The organism is Lentzea sp. HUAS TT2 (assembly GCF_051853195.1).
Taxonomy (GTDB): Bacteria; Actinomycetota; Actinomycetes; order Mycobacteriales; family Pseudonocardiaceae; genus Lentzea.
In genome coordinates, this window is record NZ_CP196667.1 from 8,199,137 (window position 1) to 8,214,232 (window position 15,096).

The 15,096-nt window shown below is 71.0% G+C and carries 16 protein-coding genes; 10 read left to right on the forward strand and 6 right to left on the reverse strand.

Annotated elements, in window-relative coordinates; translation table 11 throughout:
• The first annotated feature begins 41 nt into the window (after window positions 1-41).
• Window positions 42-389 carry a hypothetical protein gene (locus ACSHWB_RS39085; protein ID WP_439658342.1) on the forward strand — a complete coding sequence of 116 codons (348 nt, stop codon included), beginning with the start codon at window positions 42-44 and terminating at the stop codon, window positions 387-389.
• Between the two features lie 12 nt (window positions 390-401).
• On the opposite strand, the gene ACSHWB_RS39090 is transcribed toward ACSHWB_RS39085, so the two are convergent.
• Window positions 402-1,103: an SDR family NAD(P)-dependent oxidoreductase gene (locus ACSHWB_RS39090; RefSeq protein WP_439658343.1), complete on the reverse strand. Its 702-nt coding sequence runs from the start codon at window positions 1,101-1,103 to the stop codon at window positions 402-404.
• A 105-nt stretch (window positions 1,104-1,208) separates the two neighbouring features.
• On the opposite strand from ACSHWB_RS39090, the gene ACSHWB_RS39095 reads away from it, so the two are divergent.
• Complete coding sequence (locus ACSHWB_RS39095) at window positions 1,209-2,084, forward strand: helix-turn-helix transcriptional regulator (RefSeq protein WP_439658344.1); 876 nt, start codon at window positions 1,209-1,211, stop codon at window positions 2,082-2,084.
• Window positions 2,085-2,099: 15 nt separating this feature from the next.
• Here ACSHWB_RS39095 and ACSHWB_RS39100 read toward each other — a convergent pair whose 3' ends face one another.
• Entirely contained in the window at window positions 2,100-2,516 is a 417-nt protein-coding gene (locus ACSHWB_RS39100) for a DUF6892 domain-containing protein (RefSeq protein WP_439658345.1), read from the reverse strand.
• Window positions 2,517-2,683: 167 nt separating this feature from the next.
• On the opposite strand from ACSHWB_RS39100, the gene ACSHWB_RS39105 reads away from it, so the two are divergent.
• From ACSHWB_RS39105 to ACSHWB_RS39140, 8 genes are all read left to right on the forward strand, one after another.
• On the forward strand, window positions 2,684-3,721 hold the full coding sequence (locus ACSHWB_RS39105) for a maleylacetate reductase (protein ID WP_439658346.1): 1,038 nt from the start codon (window positions 2,684-2,686) through the stop codon (window positions 3,719-3,721).
• On the forward strand, window positions 3,718-4,605 hold the full coding sequence (locus tag ACSHWB_RS39110; RefSeq protein WP_439658347.1) for a dioxygenase: 888 nt from the start codon (window positions 3,718-3,720) through the stop codon (window positions 4,603-4,605). The genes ACSHWB_RS39105 and ACSHWB_RS39110 overlap by 4 nt, the downstream gene beginning before the upstream one ends.
• 245 nt (window positions 4,606-4,850) lie before the next feature.
• Window positions 4,851-6,275, forward strand: coding sequence for an APC family permease (locus ACSHWB_RS39115; RefSeq protein ID WP_439658348.1), 1,425 nt, complete (start codon window positions 4,851-4,853; stop codon window positions 6,273-6,275).
• A 37-nt stretch (window positions 6,276-6,312) separates the two neighbouring features.
• Window positions 6,313-8,301, forward strand: a complete 1,989-nt coding sequence (locus ACSHWB_RS39120) for a primary-amine oxidase (protein ID WP_439658349.1) — start codon at window positions 6,313-6,315, stop codon at window positions 8,299-8,301.
• Window positions 8,288-8,683: a hypothetical protein gene (locus tag ACSHWB_RS39125; RefSeq protein WP_439658350.1), complete on the forward strand. Its 396-nt coding sequence runs from the start codon at window positions 8,288-8,290 to the stop codon at window positions 8,681-8,683. The genes ACSHWB_RS39120 and ACSHWB_RS39125 overlap by 14 nt, the downstream gene beginning before the upstream one ends.
• Entirely contained in the window at window positions 8,680-10,122 is a 1,443-nt protein-coding gene (locus ACSHWB_RS39130; protein ID WP_439658351.1) for an aldehyde dehydrogenase family protein, read from the forward strand. Before ACSHWB_RS39125 ends, ACSHWB_RS39130 begins: the two co-directional genes overlap by 4 nt.
• Before the next feature lie 10 nt (window positions 10,123-10,132).
• Window positions 10,133-10,690: a nuclear transport factor 2 family protein gene (locus ACSHWB_RS39135; RefSeq protein WP_439658352.1), complete on the forward strand. Its 558-nt coding sequence runs from the start codon at window positions 10,133-10,135 to the stop codon at window positions 10,688-10,690.
• The gene (locus ACSHWB_RS39140) at window positions 10,687-11,310 is read left to right on the forward strand and encodes a response regulator transcription factor (protein ID WP_439658353.1); all 624 of its coding nucleotides are present in this window, start codon (window positions 10,687-10,689) and stop codon (window positions 11,308-11,310) included. Before ACSHWB_RS39135 ends, ACSHWB_RS39140 begins: the two co-directional genes overlap by 4 nt.
• A 7-nt stretch (window positions 11,311-11,317) precedes the next feature.
• Here the strand turns inward: ACSHWB_RS39140 and ACSHWB_RS39145 are convergent, their stop codons facing one another.
• From ACSHWB_RS39145 to ACSHWB_RS39160, 4 genes are all read right to left on the reverse strand, one after another.
• Window positions 11,318-12,613: an amidase gene (locus ACSHWB_RS39145; protein ID WP_439658354.1), complete on the reverse strand. Its 1,296-nt coding sequence runs from the start codon at window positions 12,611-12,613 to the stop codon at window positions 11,318-11,320.
• Entirely contained in the window at window positions 12,610-12,891 is a 282-nt protein-coding gene (locus ACSHWB_RS39150) for a hypothetical protein (protein ID WP_439658355.1), read from the reverse strand. The genes ACSHWB_RS39145 and ACSHWB_RS39150 overlap by 4 nt, the downstream gene beginning before the upstream one ends.
• Before the next feature lie 25 nt (window positions 12,892-12,916).
• Window positions 12,917-13,429, reverse strand: a complete 513-nt coding sequence (locus ACSHWB_RS39155) for a flavin reductase (RefSeq protein WP_439658356.1) — start codon at window positions 13,427-13,429, stop codon at window positions 12,917-12,919.
• 115 nt (window positions 13,430-13,544) lie between these two features.
• Entirely contained in the window at window positions 13,545-15,005 is a 1,461-nt protein-coding gene (locus tag ACSHWB_RS39160) for a PAS domain-containing sensor histidine kinase (protein WP_439658357.1), read from the reverse strand.
• Window positions 15,006-15,096 lie beyond the last annotated feature (91 nt).

The following is a 15,096-nucleotide window of genomic DNA, read 5'->3' on the forward strand; positions in this document are numbered from 1 at the left end:
TGCGCGCCTGTCCTGAGTAGAGCCCCACTACGGTGGTGCGCATGGGCGTCTCCCTCTACTACACGGCTCGCCGCACGACCCCGCTGACCGACGCCGAACTCACGGCGGTCAGCCAGGTCGTCGACACCTACAACGCGAACGCGCCGTTCTCCCAGGAAGAAGAGGGGCTGTACCTCTACGACCGGCTGGAGTCCGGAACGGTGCTCGACGGGTCGACCAAGCTGCCCTCCGCGGATGAGCGCGCGGTCCCGTCGCTGGTGCACTGGCTGGCCGCGGTCACCGCACTGCGCGGCGCAGTGCCGGACGCGGACTGGACCTTCACCCTCGACGACTACGAGATCGAGTGGGACGACCACACCGGCTACCACCTGCCCGGACTCGCCGACTGACCCGAGTCGGCTTCACGACCACGCGATCTCACCCTCGCGGGAGACGAACCGTCCGCTCGCGGCGCCGGGACCCTCCGTGGCCAGGGCGACGATCGCGTCCGTGCCCTCCGTGACGGTCTGGAAGCCGCTGTGACCGTTGAGGTCGGTCGCGGTGTAGCCGGGGTCGGCGGCGTTGACCCGGATGTCCTTCAGCCCCTTGGCGTACTGCGTCGTCATCATCGTCAGCGCTGCCTTCGACGCGGTGTACAGCGGTGCGATGACGCGCGACTCGGGCCGGTCGGGGTCGTGGGTGAGGGCGAGGGAGCCCATGCCGCTGCTGACGTTGATGATCACCGGGTCGTCCGAGCGGCGCAGCAGGGGCAGGAACGCGCTCGTGGTGCGGACGACTCCGATGACGTTGACCCCGAAGACGGCCAGGGCATCGGCTCCGGTGAGGTCTTCCAGGTCTCCCCCTGCGGGGCCGTGCACCCCGGCGTTGTTGATCAGCACGTCGATCCTGCCCTCGTGGCGGGCGACGTTCGCCGCCGCTGCTTTGACGGACGCGTCCTCGGTCACGTCGATGGGAACGTAACGCGCACCGAGCGCAGTGGCGGCCTCCTCACCTAGTGCCTGATCGCGGGCTCCCAACAGGACGATGTGGCCGAGCTCGATCAGGCGGCGGGCGGTCTCGTGGCCGAGCCCCTTGTTGGCTCCGGTGATGAAGATGATCGTCATGCGTTCGATGCTGGACCCGCGCCGACGGGTGAACCAGGAACGGTTCGACGGTAGGAAGACCAGTACCACCCTCACGCCCGGACAACCGCCCTCGCAGGCGGGAGGATGGACATCGTGACGAGGACATCCGGAAGCGGGCTCGGACCGATGATTCGTGTGTGGCGGGATCGTCTGCCTCCGTCGGCCGCCGGGCTGCGGTCAGCGCGTGGACGGCGGGCCTCGGGACTGCGGCGGGAGGAGCTGGCCGAGCTCGCCGGGGTGTCGGTCGACTACGTCGTGCGTCTCGAACAAGGACGGGCGACGACTCCCTCGGCGTCGGTCGTGGCGTCCCTGGCGCGCGCCCTGCAGCTGTCCACAGAGGAGCGGGATCACCTGTACCGGCTCGCCAATCTCGCCGCACCGTCCAACGGTGTGATCTCCGACCACCTGCCACCCGGCGTGCAGCGGGTCCTCGCCCGCCTCGGAGACACGGCGGCCGCCGTGTTCGCGGCGGACTGGCAGCTGGTGTGGTGGAACCGCGGGTGGGCGGCGCTTCTCGGTGATCCCGCCGCGTCGTCACCCGGGTTGCGCAACTTCGCCCGTGACAGGTTCCCGCTGGACGGCAGCGCCCCTCACCTCGCGCGGTGGCCGGTGAGCGAGGCCGACCGCGACGCCACCGACGCCGCCGTCGTGTCCGACCTGCGCCGCGCCACCGGCCGTTACCCGCAGGACGCCCGCCTGACGGCACTAGTCCGTGACCTCAGCGCCGGCAACAGCAGGTTCGCCGCGTTGTGGGCGAACGGGGAGGTAGGCACGCACCGCGAAGACCGCAAGACGATCCACCACCCGTCGGTGGGCCCGGTCACGGTGGACTGCGACGTCCTGACCGAGGGCCACTCCGAGCTCAAGATCGTCATCATGACGGCCGCGCCGGGCAGCGAGGACGAGACCAAACTCCGGCTCGCCGCCATCGCCGGCCACCCGGCCACCGCGCAGCTCTGACCCACCGGGAGCGGTTCAGAGCCAGTCGGCCTCGATCCCGCGGGCCCGCAGCGACTCCAGCGACTCCTCGTTGCCCGTGTAGAACAGCGTCATCGACTTGAGGTGGGGGAAGTGCCGCACGTCGGCGAACTCCTCGACGTCGAACAGCCCGTCCTCGCCGTCCCAGTTCGGCGCGATCTCGAGGTAGATCTCGTTGCCGCCGTCCATCTCGATCTCGGTGATCTTCTCCGCGAGCTCGGCGGGGACCTCCAGCGCCTCGAAGTAGGCCAGCGCCTCCGGCACCGCCTCGACGCTCCCGCTGTCGTAGGTGAAGCCCTGCTCGGCGGCGTACTCGCGCAGGTCGAACCTCGGCAGGAGGTCCTGGTTGTACATCAGCTCCTGGACGACGGCGAGCTTGAAGTTGGTGTCGGCGAACGGAATCGACTGGCTCATGCCAGAACCGTATAGGGGAACCGCCGCCAGGGAAGTCACCTCGTTCCACCAGGACACATTGATATCCGCGGTGTCTCAGTGGAGGTGAAACGCATATTTCCGGTTGTGCGGCCGTCGGCCTAGCGTCCAGGGGTGACCGACGTCCGAGATCGCCGGGAGGAGACCGGGTGAGCTGGGAGCACATCACGCTGGGCCAGCGGGTGCTGTTCGGCGCCGGGAAGGCCGCCGAGCACGTGGCGGCCGAGGTCGAACGCCTTGGCGCGCAACGGGTGCTGGTGATCGGTTCGGAGTTCCCCGAGGTGACCTCGGGGGTCGGCGTCGTGGCGCGGCTGACGGACGTGCGGCAGCACGTGCCCGTGGCCGACGCCGATCGCGCTCGTGCGATGGCCGCGGAGTCGCGGGCCGACCTGGTCGTGAGCGTCGGCGGTGGTTCCACCACGGGGCTGGCGAAGGCGGTCGCGCTGACCAGCGGGGTGCCGATCGTGGCCGTGCCGACGACCTACGCCGGTTCCGAGGCCACGAACGTGTGGGGTCTGACCGAGGCCGTGCGCAAGACCACCGGTACCGACGACCGGGTCCTGCCGGTGACCGTGGTCTACGACGCGGCGCTCACGCTCTCGTTGCCGCTGGACCTGACGGTGGCGTCGGGGTGCAACGCGCTGGCGCACTGCGTCGACTCGATGTGGGCGCCGCGCACGGACCCGATCGACCAAGCCCTTGCGGCGGAGGGGATTCGCGCGGTGAGCCGCGGGCTTCGGCTGGTGTGCTCGAACCCCGGTGACCTTGATGGCCGGGAGATGATGCTGTACGGCGCCTACCTAGCCGCCGTGGCGTTCTCCTCGGCCGGATCCGGGCTGCACCACAAGATCTGCCACGTCCTCGGCGGCGCGTACGGCCTGCCGCACGCCGCCACGCACACCGCGGTGTTGCCGTACGTGCTGGCGTTCAACGCTCCTGCCGCGCCGGAGGCCGCTTCGCGGGTCGCCGCGGCGCTCGGAGGGGAGCTGGTCTTGTTGTACGACGAGGTCGGCGCGTCGCACGCGTTGCGCGACACCGGTCTCGCCGAGGAGTCCCTCGCCGAGGCGGCGCGGCTGGTCCTGCCGGCCGTTCCGCCGTCGAACCCGCGCCCGGTCAGCGAGGGCGACCTGCTCACGTTGCTCACCGCCGCCTGGCGCGGCGACCGTCCCGAGTGGAGCCCGGCATGACCGACGCCCAGGAGCGCATCGAACAGCAGCTCACCGACGAGGTCGTGGCGTCGTTCGCCGGTGCGCCCGACCCGCGGTTGCGCGAGCTGATGGGTGCGCTCACCCGGCACCTGCACGCGTTCATCCGCGAGGTGCGGCTGAGCGAGCAGGAGTGGAAGCACGCCATCGACTTCCTCACAGCGGCCGGCCACCTCACCGACGACCGCCGCCAGGAGTTCATCCTGCTCTCCGACGTGCTCGGCGCGTCCATGCAGACCGTGGCGGTCAACAACGAGGCCTACCGCGACGCCACCGAGGCGACGGTGTTCGGCCCGTTCTTCGTCGAGGACTCCCCCATGATCGGCAACGGCGGTGACATCGCGTTCGGCGCCCCCGGTACTCCTTGCTGGGTCGAGGGCACCGTTCGCGACACCGACGGCCATCCTGTCGCCGGCGCCCGCGTCGAGGTGTGGGAAGCGGACGAGGACGGCTTCTACGACGTCCAGTACACCGACTCCCGCGTGACGGGCCGCGGCCACCTGTTCACGGAGGACGACGGCGGTTTCCGGTTCTGGTGCGTGCTGCCCACGCCGTACCCGATCCCGCACGACGGGCCGGTCGGCGCACTGCTCGCGGCCGTGCACCGCTCCCCCATGCGGGCGGCGCACCTGCACTTCATGGTGACCGCGGCGAAGCTCCGCACGCTCGTGACGCACATCTTCGTGGAGGACGACCCGCAGTTGAAGATCGGTGACTCCGTGTTCGGCGTGAAGGAGTCGTTGGTGAAGCGGTTCACGGAGCAACCGGCGGGAACGCCGGCGCCGGACGGGCGGGAACTGGGTGACCGGGCGTGGACTCGCGCCCGGTTCGACGTCGTGCTGGCGGAGGCGCCCGCCCAGACCTGACCACCACCTCACCGTGCGTGTCCTGGCCGCTCCCGACCGTCCACATGGCGGCCGGGAGCGGCCTTGTGCGTCCGGAACGGACGATTCATAAGAACGATCATCACGTTGATACCGGCTGCACCGATCGCAAACTATCCGATTGACAAGTTTGGGGTTCTGGCTGACGCTGGTGCACGTCAACGGCGATGTCCCCGCCGGGTCACCGCCCTCTGGATCCCGCACCGCGGTCCTCGTGGAGGCGCTCGATGTCAAACGCGGATTCACCCCGAACAACCCTGAAGCCGAACGCCTTCGGCGTGCCCGGCATCCTGTTCTTCGTCCTGTCCGCCCAGGCCCCGCTGACCAGCATCGTGGGCGCGGCCTGCCTCGCGGTCGCCATGGGCAACGGGGCCGGTGCGCCGGGCGCCTACCTGGCCGTCGGCCTCGTGGTCATCCTGTTCGCCGTCGGGTTCACCACCATCACCCGTCACCTCGACACCCGCGGCGGGTTCTTCGCGGTCATCCGCGCCGGGCTCGGCCTGCGCGCCGGTGCCGGTGGGTCGCTGCTCGCGCTGCTGTCCTACAACGCGGTGCAGTTCGCGATGTACGGGCTGCTCGGCGCCAGCACGTCGGGACTGCTGGCCCGCCTCGCCGGCATCGAGTCGCCGTGGTGGGTGTGGTCGTTCCTCTCGATCGCGCTGGTGCTGTTCCTGGGCTCGCGCAAGGTCGAGCTCGGTGCCCGCGTGCTCGGCGTGCTCGTCGCGGCCGAACTGGTGCTGCTCACCGCGTTCGCGATCGGTGTCCTCGTCTCCCGCGGTGCCGGCGCGCTCGACGTCGCGGGCAGTTTCGGTCCTTCCGCCGTGCTGGCGGGGGCGCCCGGTATCGCGATCATGTTCGCCATCGCGTCCATGTTCGGCTTCGAGTCCACGGCCATCTACTCGTCAGAGGCCCGCGATCCCAAGAGGACGGTGCCGCGCGCGACGTACGTCGCTGTCACCCTTATCGCGGTGTTCCTCGCGTTCGTCACGTGGATGCTGGTCGTCTACTACGGGTCCGCCAACGTCGGCGAGGCCGCGGGACGGGCTCTCGGCAGCGATCCGGCCGTGTTCGCGTTGGCACCGCTGGAGAACGTGCTCGGCGGCTGGGCCAGCACCGCCGCGGACGTCCTGCTGTGCACGTCCCTGTTCGCCGGTGTGCTCGCGTTCCACAACATGATCACGCGCTACTTCCACGCCATGGCCGGCAACACCCTCTTCCCCGCCGTCCTGGAGCGCACCAACCGCCACCAGGCGCCGGCCGCCGCGTCACTCGCGCAGTCGATCGTCGCCGCCGTCGTCGTCGCCCCGTTCGCGCTGCTGGGGCTCGATCCGGTCGCCAAGCTGTTCAGCTGGTTCAGCGGACTCGCCGTCGCCACCCTCGTCGTGCTCTACATCCTCACGTCCGTGGCCGTGGTCGCCTACTTCCGCCGCAACCGGGTGGAGCCGAACCGGTGGACGACGTTCGTCGCGCCCGCGCTGTCGGCCGTCCTCATGCTCGGCATCCTCGCCCTGGTGGTGAACAACTTCGGGATCCTCACGGGTGGCAGCACCCTCACCGTCGTGCTCCTGCTCGCCAGCGTCCCCGTCATGTTCGCGGTCGGCTGGACGCGCGTCCGCGCCAGGACACCCGCCGAGGTCGTCGAACCCGCCTGACCCGCCCACCACCGAACGACCGCGCGTGAGGAAGAAGATGTCTCTGCAGACGCTGCCCACCACCCCCGCACCGGCCGCCGGCGCGGCCCGGCACCCGCTGGCCGCCCTGACCCCCGACGAGGTCGAGCGCGCCCGCGCGGTCCTCGACTCGGCCGGACTGGTCGGCGAGCACAGCAGGTTCTCGTACGTGATGCTCCGCGAACCGGACAAGGCCGACGTGCTCGTCTGGGACGGAACGCGGGAGCTGCCGCGCGAGGTGTCGTTGCTGCTGACCGATGTGGACAGTCTGGCGATCTCCGCGCTCGTCGTGGACGTGACGGCCGGTCAGGTCGTGTCGAGGACCGAGCTCGACCCCGCGGTCGCGGGCTTCGGCCCGTGCCTGGACGAGGACTACGAACTGGTCGAACGGATCGTCAAGGCCGACCGGGGATGGCTCGCGGCGATCGCCAAGCGCGGCATCACCGACATCGGCAAGGTCCGGCCGGTACCGCTGTCCGCGGGCGTGTTCGGCTACGACGACGAGGTCGGCAACCGGGTCTACCGCGTGCTGAGCTTCTACCAGGACCACCCCGCGGACTCGGCCTGGGCACACCCGGTCGGCGGCGTCATCGCGCACGTCGACGTCAGCAACCGCCGGGTGCTCCGCGTCGTCGAGACGCACGTCGAGCACACGCCGCAGGAGTCGGGCGACTACCTCGACCCGGCCTACCGCGGCCCCGAGCGCACCGATCTCAGGCCCATCTCCATCACCCAGCCGGAAGGCGTGTCCTTCACCGTCGAGGACGGGGTGCTGCGCTGGCAGAACTGGTCGGTGCGGATCGGCTTCAACGGCCGTGAAGGCCTGACGCTGCACCAGCTCTCCTACGACGACGCCGGAACCGAGCGGCCGATCCTCTACCGAGCCTCGGTCGCGGAGATGGTCGTCAACTACGGCGACCCCGGCCCGACCCACGGCTGGCAGAACTACTTCGACCTGGGCGAGTACCAGTTCGGGCGGCTCGCGAACTCCCTGGAACTCGGCTGCGACTGCCTCGGCGAGATCACCTACCTCGACGCCGTCGTCGTCGACGACCACTGCGCGCCGAAGACCATCCGCAACGCGATCTGCATCCACGAGGAGGACTTCGGCATCCTCTGGAAGCACAACGACATCTTCTCCGGCTCCTCGGAGACCCGCCGCCAGCGCCGCGTCGTCGTGTCTTTCTTCGGCACGGTCGGCAACTACGACTACGGCTTCTACTGGTACCTCTACCTCGACGGCACGATCGAGCTGGAGGTCAAGGCCACCGGCATCCCGTTCCCCTCCGGGTACGACGGGCAGGACCCGCACTTCACGGAACTGGCACCCGGCGTCGGCGCCCCGGTGCACCAGCACCTGTTCTCGGCGCGGCTCGACTTCGCCGTGGACGGGGTGCGCAACCAGGTCGACGAGCTGGAGGTCGTGCCGGTCCAGACGGGCCCGGACAACCCGTGGGGCAACGCGATCCGGCGCTCGCGGACGAGGCTGCGCACCGAGCAGGAGGCCCGCAGGCAGGCGGCGTCGCACCTGAGCCGGGTGTGGGCGATCTCCAGCGCGGAGCGGTCGAACCGGCTGGGCGAGCCGACCTCGTATGTGCTGTACCCGGAGGGCCGGCCCGCGTTGCTGGCCGATCCGGGATCGTCGATCGCCGCACGCGCCGCGTTCGCCCGCCACCACCTGTGGGTCACCCGCTACGACCGCGACGAGCTGTGGCCGTCCGGCTACCTGGTGAACCAGAACCCCGGTGGCGACGGCCTGCCCGCCTACGCCGCCGCCGACCGCGGTATCGACGGCGAGGACCTCGTGGTGTGGCACACCTTCGGCCTCACGCACTTCGTTCGGCCCGAGGACTGGCCGATCATGCCGGTCGACTACACGGGCTTCACGCTGAAGCCGCACGGGTTCTTCGACCGCAACCCGACGCTCGACGTGCCCGACCTCAACCGCGCCGCCGCGGACTCGTGCTGTGCCAACGAGAACGGGACGAACGGCCATGGCCACGCGTGAGGTCGTCCAGCGCGGCACCGCGGTCCTGGCGGCGATCGGTGCGGCCGCACACCTCGTCAGCGCTCTGTCCACATCGGACCTGATTCTCGGCCTCATGGGCGCGCTGTGCCTGCCGTGCGCGTTCCACCTCTGGAAGCACGACAGCCGGCGATCCCTGGCCGCGGTGGCGTTCGGCGCGATCGGCATGGTCGCCGCCCACCTCCACCTCCTGGCCCCGTCCGCGGCGGCGCACCAGCACGGCGCCGCGGCCCAGCCCGCCACCCACGTCCACGATCCCGCCCTCCTCGTCGTTCTGGTCGCGCTCGAATGCGCGGTGGCGGCGGGCGTCTGGTGGGTCGCACCCTCCGCAGTGGACCTCGAACTCACCGGGAGCACCGCATGACGACCACGACGACCGAACTGTTCCTGGACGGGAGCTGGACCGGTGGCGGAGCGGGCACGTTCACCGCCGTCAACCCCAGCACGGGAGAGGCGATCACCGAGATCGCCTCGGCAGACGCGCAGGATGTGAACACCGCCGTCGCCGCGGCCACGAGGGCCCTGCGCGGCGACTGGGCCGCCGTTCCGCCGTCGGGCAAGGGCGCGCTGCTGCACCGGCTCGCCGACCTGGTCGAACGGGACGCGGACACACTGGCCCGGCTGGAGGCGCTGGAACTGGGCGTCCCGTTCGGCTTCGCGAGCGCGCTGTTCGTGCCCAACCTGATCGGTTCGCTGCGCTACTACGCGGGCTGGGCGGACAAGGTCAACGGCGAGGTCATCTCCAGCGACGGCTACTTCGGCGCCCCCACGCACGCCTACACGCGGCGCGAGCCGATCGGTGTCATCGCCGCGATCGTGCCCTGGAACGCGCCGCTGATGATCCTCGGCTGGAAGCTCGCCCCGGCTCTCGCGACCGGCAACGCCGTGATCGTCAAGCCCGCCGAGGACGCGACGCTGTCGATCCTGCACCTCGCGAAGCTGGTGCAGGAGGCGGGATTCCCCTCAGGGACCGTCCAGGTGCTGCCCGGCATCGGCGCCGTCACCGGGGAGGCCCTCGCCGTGCACCCCGGCGTGCACAAGGTCAGCTTCACCGGCTCCACCGAGACCGGCCGGCGCATCCTGCGCAACAGCGCGGTGAACTTCAAGCGCACCACGCTCGAGCTCGGCGGCAAGTCACCCCAGGTGATCTTCGAGGACGCCGACCTGCCGTCAGCGATCCAGGGTGCCGCGATGGGGCTCTTCTCCAACCAGGGCCAGGTGTGCGCCGCCGGCACGCGGATCCTCGTGCACCGCGACGTGTACGACGCGGTGCTGGACGGGCTGAAGGCGGCCGCGGAGGCCCAGGTCGTCGGTGACCCGTTCGACCAGGCCACCACGATGGGCCCGCTGGTCAACGGCTCCCAGCGGGACAAGGTGCTGGGCTACGTCGAGAAGGGGAAGGCCGAGGGCGCGACGCTCGTGACCGGCGGCTCCCCCGTCGGCGGCCCCGGCTTCTTCGTCAACCCGGCCGTCTTCGCGGGCACCAACGAGCACACCATCGCCCGTGAGGAGATCTTCGGCCCGGTCGGCACGGTCATCCCGTTCGACAACGACGCCGAGGCCGTCGCTCTGGCCAACGACAACGACTACGGCCTCGCGGCCACCGTGTGGACCACCGACCTCGGCCGGGCGCACTCGGTCTCCGCGGCCCTGCAGGCCGGCGCCATCGGCGTCAACGGCTGGTCGCCGCTGGGCCCGCAGCTGCCCTGGGGAGGCCTGAAGGCGAGCGGCGTCGGCCGCGAGCTGGGCTACGAGGGCGTTCTCGCGAACACCGAGGTCAAGACCGTCACCATCGTCCTTTGAGGAAGCCCTGATGACCCTGGAGAAGACCGTCGCCGACCTGGCCCGCCGCGTCACCGTCCTCGAGGCCGAGGCGGACATCCGCAGGCTTCAGGCGCGGTACATGTTCCTGTGCGACACGCCCTGCCCGGAGTTCGGCGTCCTCGACGACGACCACCGCATCGACCTGATCATGGAGCTCTACACCGCCGACGCGGTGTGGGAGGGCGTCGGCGAGTACTACGACGGCCAGTTCGGACGGGCAGAGGGCGCGGACGCGATCCGGGCGCACTTCAAGAGGTTCTGGGGTGAGAAGCAGGAACCGGAGCTGCTGCTCAACGCGCACTACCTCACCTCGGAGCAGATCCACGTGGACGGCGACGAGGCCACCGGCCAGTGGATCCACATGCAGCCCTGGTTGTTCTCCGACGGCAAGTCGCTGCTGCGGTCCAGCCGTCTCAACAACTCCTTCCGCCGCACCGACGACGGCTGGCGGATCACCCGCACCCGCACCGAGAACGTCTTCGTCGCCCCGCTGGCACCGGACTGGGCGAGCGACCACCCGTTCACCTCGGTGCTCATGAAGCCGTGACACCCGTGCTGCCCGACCCCGTGGTCCACGTCGTCGACGACGACGTGGACCTGCGGCAGTCGCTGGTGTTCCTGCTGGAGAGCGTCGGGGTGCAGGCGCTGACCTACCCCGACGCGCGGACGTTCCTCGCCGAGTTCGACCGCGACGAGCCGGCCGTCGTGATCGTGGACGTGCGCATGCCGGTCGTGAGCGGGTTCGAGCTGCAGGACCGGCTGATCGAGCTCGGTTACCCCGCACCGCTCGTGTTCTGCTCCGCCCACGGCGACATCCCGATGTCGGTGCGCGCCCTCACCAGGGGCGCGGTCGACTTCCTCGAGAAGCCCTACCAGCCGCAGCGGATGGTCGAGCTGGTGCAGGCGCAGCTCGTGCAGGCGCGGCTGCGGTTCGCCGAGCACGCGCGGCGGAGGGCGGTGAACGAGCGGCTGGAGACGCTGACGCAGCGCGAACGCGAGGTGCTCCAGCTCGTCGTCGACGGCCTGCCGAGCCAGGTCATCGCGCACCGGCTCGGCACGAGCGTCAAGACGGTCGACGTGCACCGTGCGCGGATCAAGTCGAAGACCGGCGCCGACAGCCTCGGAACGCTGGTGCGCGACATCCTGACCTGCGGCATCACCGTGTGACCCCGGGTCACGCGGTGATGCCGCACACCACGTCCTCCACCCAGCGCGCCGCGGCGAGCAGGGCGGTCTCGCCGCCGGCACGCCCGACGAGCTGCAGTCCCAGCGGGAGGCCCTGCTCGTCGCGCAGGCCCGGCACGGCGACGACCGGCAGGCCGAGCGCCTGCCAGCCGCGGCTGAGCACGGGGTCACCGGTGGCCCCCAGGCCCTCCGGCGCGGGTCCCGGGGTGGCCGGTCCGATGACGGCGTCGTAGCCCTCCGTCCACGCCCGGACGTCGCTCTCGGCGGCCGCGACGACCAACCTGGCCGCCTCGTAGTCCGAGTCGGGCGTCGCGGCTCCGGTCCGCAGCAACGTGGCGAGCGGTGCGCTCAGCCGGTCCGCCCTGGCCAGTTCCGCGGCACGTTCCCGCGCGGCCTCGTAGGCCATCACGACCGGGTGCGCCGCGGCGACCTGCGCCACGAGCGGCTCGCCGGGGAACACGTCCACCACCGCACCGGCGGCCCGCATCCGGTCCACGACGGTCCGCAGGCCTTCCCTCATCGCGGGCGCCATCTCGGTCTGTTCCTCGCCGCTCCACAGCAGCAACCGCGGGCGGCGTGGCCCCGCGTCCGGCTCCCCCGTCAGCGCCGACCACGCGAGTGCCAGGTCGGACGCCGTCGCCGTGAACACGCCGTGGCTGTCCAGAGCAGGGCTGAGCCCCGCGACCCCGGTGACCGGGAAGCGGCCGTGGCTCATCACCAGCGCGGCGACCCCGCAGAACGACGCGGGCCGGGTGACCGAGCCGGCTGTCTGGGAGCCGAGCGCGAGCGGCACCTGGCCCGCCGCGACCGCGGCGGCCGAGCCGCTGGACGAGCCGCCGGGGGTGTGGCCGGGCGCGGCCGGGTTGTGCGTCGGTCCTGGCTGGAAGTACGCGAACTCGGTGGTGACGGTCTTGCCGATCGGCACGGCACCGGCCGTACGCCAGGCCTGCACGATCGCGGCGTCGGCCGTGGCGGGCGGGGCGTCGGCGCGCAGCGGAGAACCGCAGCGGGTCGGCAGGCCCGCCAGGTCGATGATGTCCTTGACCGCCAGGGGGACACCGCCGAGAGGTCCGAGCAGGCCGGACGCCGGCCCGCCGGGCGGTCCGGAAACGGCGAGGTCCGGCACCTCGGCCTGCACCACCCACGCGCGCAGTTCGCCGTCTGTCTCCGCGATCCGCCGCTGCGCCCGTGCCGCGGCGGCGTCCGGCGTGGTCCGCCCGGTGGACAGCTCGGCGACGAGCTCTCGCAGCGACCAGGGCCGGTACAGCCCCTGCCGGCGGCTCACGACTGCGCCCAGGCGGCGTCGGCGGTCCAGTAGTCCATGCCGCTCTCGCTCACCGCGTGCCGCCACTGCGAGGTGCGCCGCAACGACGGCTCCACGCGGGCGGTCACGGCGTCGGCGGCGTCCGGGCCGTCCTCGCCCACCTGCCAGTGCACCCAGTTGAGCTCGCGGCCCTCGGCGTCGTGGACGAACAGGTCCACGTGCCGCCAGCCGTACCCGTACGTGTCGTTGTAGCAGGTCAGCGTCATGCGCTGGCGCTCGTTCGCGGCAGGTCCGGTCACGGTCCCCTCCTCGGCGACGGGTCGGTCAGGCGCTGACCGGCTGGGCGGCCAGGTTGTGGAAGCGGCGCTGGAAGTAGACCAGCGCCCCGCTGTCCGCACTCGTCAGCACCTTCTCGACCTCGACGAACAGCACGGAGTGCGACCCCTGTCCCTGTTCGGCGACGATCCGGCCGACGAGCGAGGCCGGAGCGCCGCGCAGCACGGGGACGCCCTCGGTCTCGAGGTCCCAGTCCCGCGCGGTGAACCGCTCCGCTGTCGGCACGCGGGTCGCGCCGGCGAAGTGCATCGCCAGGTCCTCATGGTCGGAGCCGAGGACGTTGACGCAGATGCGCCCGTTCGCGACGAGCACCTCGTGGGACCGGGTCGTCCGGTTCACGCAGACCAGCACGGTCGGCGGTGAGTCGGTGACCGAGCAGGCCGCGCTCACGGTGATGCCCGCGAGGCCGTGCGGGCCGTCGGTGGTGACGACGTTGACCGCCGCCGAGAGGTTGGCCATCGCGGCGCGGAACTCGCGCTGGGACCGGGTCAGCTCGGACACGACTCCTCCTCGGTGGTGCGGCGCTGTCGGTGACCCCGACCGCTCCGACGGTACGAGCCGCGCCGCCGCGCCGACATCGAGAGTTCCCCTTGCCGGGCTAAGGGATTCCTAACGTTCAGAGGTCTCCGGCCAGCGGCAGCGCGAACCCGAAGCGCGACCCGCCGCCGGTACGGCGCTCGGCCCAGATGCGCCCGTGCTGACGGGTGATGATCCGGTGGCTCAGCGCCAGGCCGATGCCGCTTCCGTGCTCCTTGGCGGTGAAGGACTCCTCGAACGGGTCGCGCGGGAACCCGCGGCCCCGGTCGTCGACCGTCAGCACGCCCTCGCCACCCTCGACGCCCGTGCTGATCACGACCTTCCGGTCCGGCGGGCACTCGGCCATCTCGTCCACGGCGTTGAAGCACAGGTTCAGCACCACCTGCCCGGTCAGCACCCGTTCACACCGCACCGGCACCGCGCCCGGCGACCGCCGGAACTCCACCTCGACACCGGCGGGTTCCGCGCGCAGGCGGACGAAGTAGAGGCATTCCTCCACGACGTCGTTGAGGTCGGCGACCTGGCTCAGGTGCTCGAGGTGGCCGACGAACGCCCGCAGCGACCCGACTATCGCGCTCGCGCGCTCGATCTGCCGCACCGCGCTGTCGACGCCGTAGACGAGCCTCTCGTCGTCCCGCACGCCCGACCGCACGCCGGCCAGGAAGTTCCCTGCGGCCGCGAGCGGCTGGCCCAGTTCGTGCGCGATCGCCATCGCCATGTCCCCCATGGCGTTGTACCGCGCGAGGTGGTTCTCCCGGCGCGACTCGCGGTCCCGGCGGACCTCGTCCTGCACGCGGTCGGAGACGTCGTGCAGCAGCATCAGCAGCGCCTCGCCGTCGACCACCTTCAGCCGTTCCAGACTGCCTTCCAGCCACACCGGCTCACTGCCGGGGACCTCCAGCTGGACCGGCGTGACCGGTTCGGCGCGGTGCACGATCTCGTCCCATGTGGACACTCGTCCGTCCACTCGCACCACACCGTGATCGCTCAAGCGCCCCAGCGGCTCGTCGGTGCCCGCACCGAGCACGGCGACGGCGGTGTCGGTCGCGAACCGGACCTCCCCCGAGGGGTCGAGCATCAGCGCGATGGCGGACGTGTGGTGTGCCAACGCGTCGACCCACGACGTCGTCAGCCTCAGCTGCCGCTCGATCTCCTGCTCCCGTTCGATGTCGCGGAACTGCACCATGACCGCGGGTCCCTGTGCCAGCTCCACGCGCACCGCGAGCGCGTCGGTCGGGATGATCCGCCCGGACCTGCTGCGGTAGTGCCACTCCACGCGGTTCATGCCGCGCTCGGCCGCCACCTGCAGCCAGGCGCGGCCCAGAACGCGGTCGTACTGCTGGGCCGAGCTGCTCATGTCGCTCGCCGTCAGCGGACGGAGCTCGGCGACGTCCCACTCCAGCATCTCGCAGGCGGCGGGGTTCGCCCACAGGATCCTCTTCGTCTCCGCGTCGTGCAGCAGCACGCACATCCGGACGGCGTTCATCATCGCCACGAAGTCGTTCTCGGCCAGTTCGGGCGAACGCGGGTCGACTTCCACTCGGCCAGCGTAAGGCCAGCTCAGCGGCGTCGCACTGAAGGAATCCCCTACGGCCGCAGGGGCAATACCGATTTCGCCGTCCCGCCGCGCT

Excerpts from the sequence above, each read along its gene's own strand:
- ACSHWB_RS39100 (WP_439658345.1), bottom strand. The coding sequence starts at position 2,516 with ATGAGCCAGTCGATTCCGTTCGCCGACACCAACTTCAAGCTCGCCGTC.
- ACSHWB_RS39130 (WP_439658351.1), top strand. The coding sequence starts at position 8,680 with ATGACGACCACGACGACCGAACTGTTCCTGGACGGGAGCTGGACCGGT.
- ACSHWB_RS39115 (WP_439658348.1), top strand. The coding sequence starts at position 4,851 with ATGTCAAACGCGGATTCACCCCGAACAACCCTGAAGCCGAACGCCTTC.
- ACSHWB_RS39095 (WP_439658344.1), top strand. The coding sequence starts at position 1,209 with ATGGACATCGTGACGAGGACATCCGGAAGCGGGCTCGGACCGATGATT.
- ACSHWB_RS39120 (WP_439658349.1), top strand. The coding sequence starts at position 6,313 with ATGTCTCTGCAGACGCTGCCCACCACCCCCGCACCGGCCGCCGGCGCG.
- ACSHWB_RS39135 (WP_439658352.1), top strand. The coding sequence starts at position 10,133 with ATGACCCTGGAGAAGACCGTCGCCGACCTGGCCCGCCGCGTCACCGTC.
- ACSHWB_RS39090 (WP_439658343.1), bottom strand. The coding sequence starts at position 1,103 with ATGACGATCATCTTCATCACCGGAGCCAACAAGGGGCTCGGCCACGAG.
- ACSHWB_RS39085 (WP_439658342.1), top strand. The coding sequence starts at position 42 with ATGGGCGTCTCCCTCTACTACACGGCTCGCCGCACGACCCCGCTGACC.
- ACSHWB_RS39110 (WP_439658347.1), top strand. The coding sequence starts at position 3,718 with ATGACCGACGCCCAGGAGCGCATCGAACAGCAGCTCACCGACGAGGTC.
- ACSHWB_RS39125 (WP_439658350.1), top strand. The coding sequence starts at position 8,288 with ATGGCCACGCGTGAGGTCGTCCAGCGCGGCACCGCGGTCCTGGCGGCG.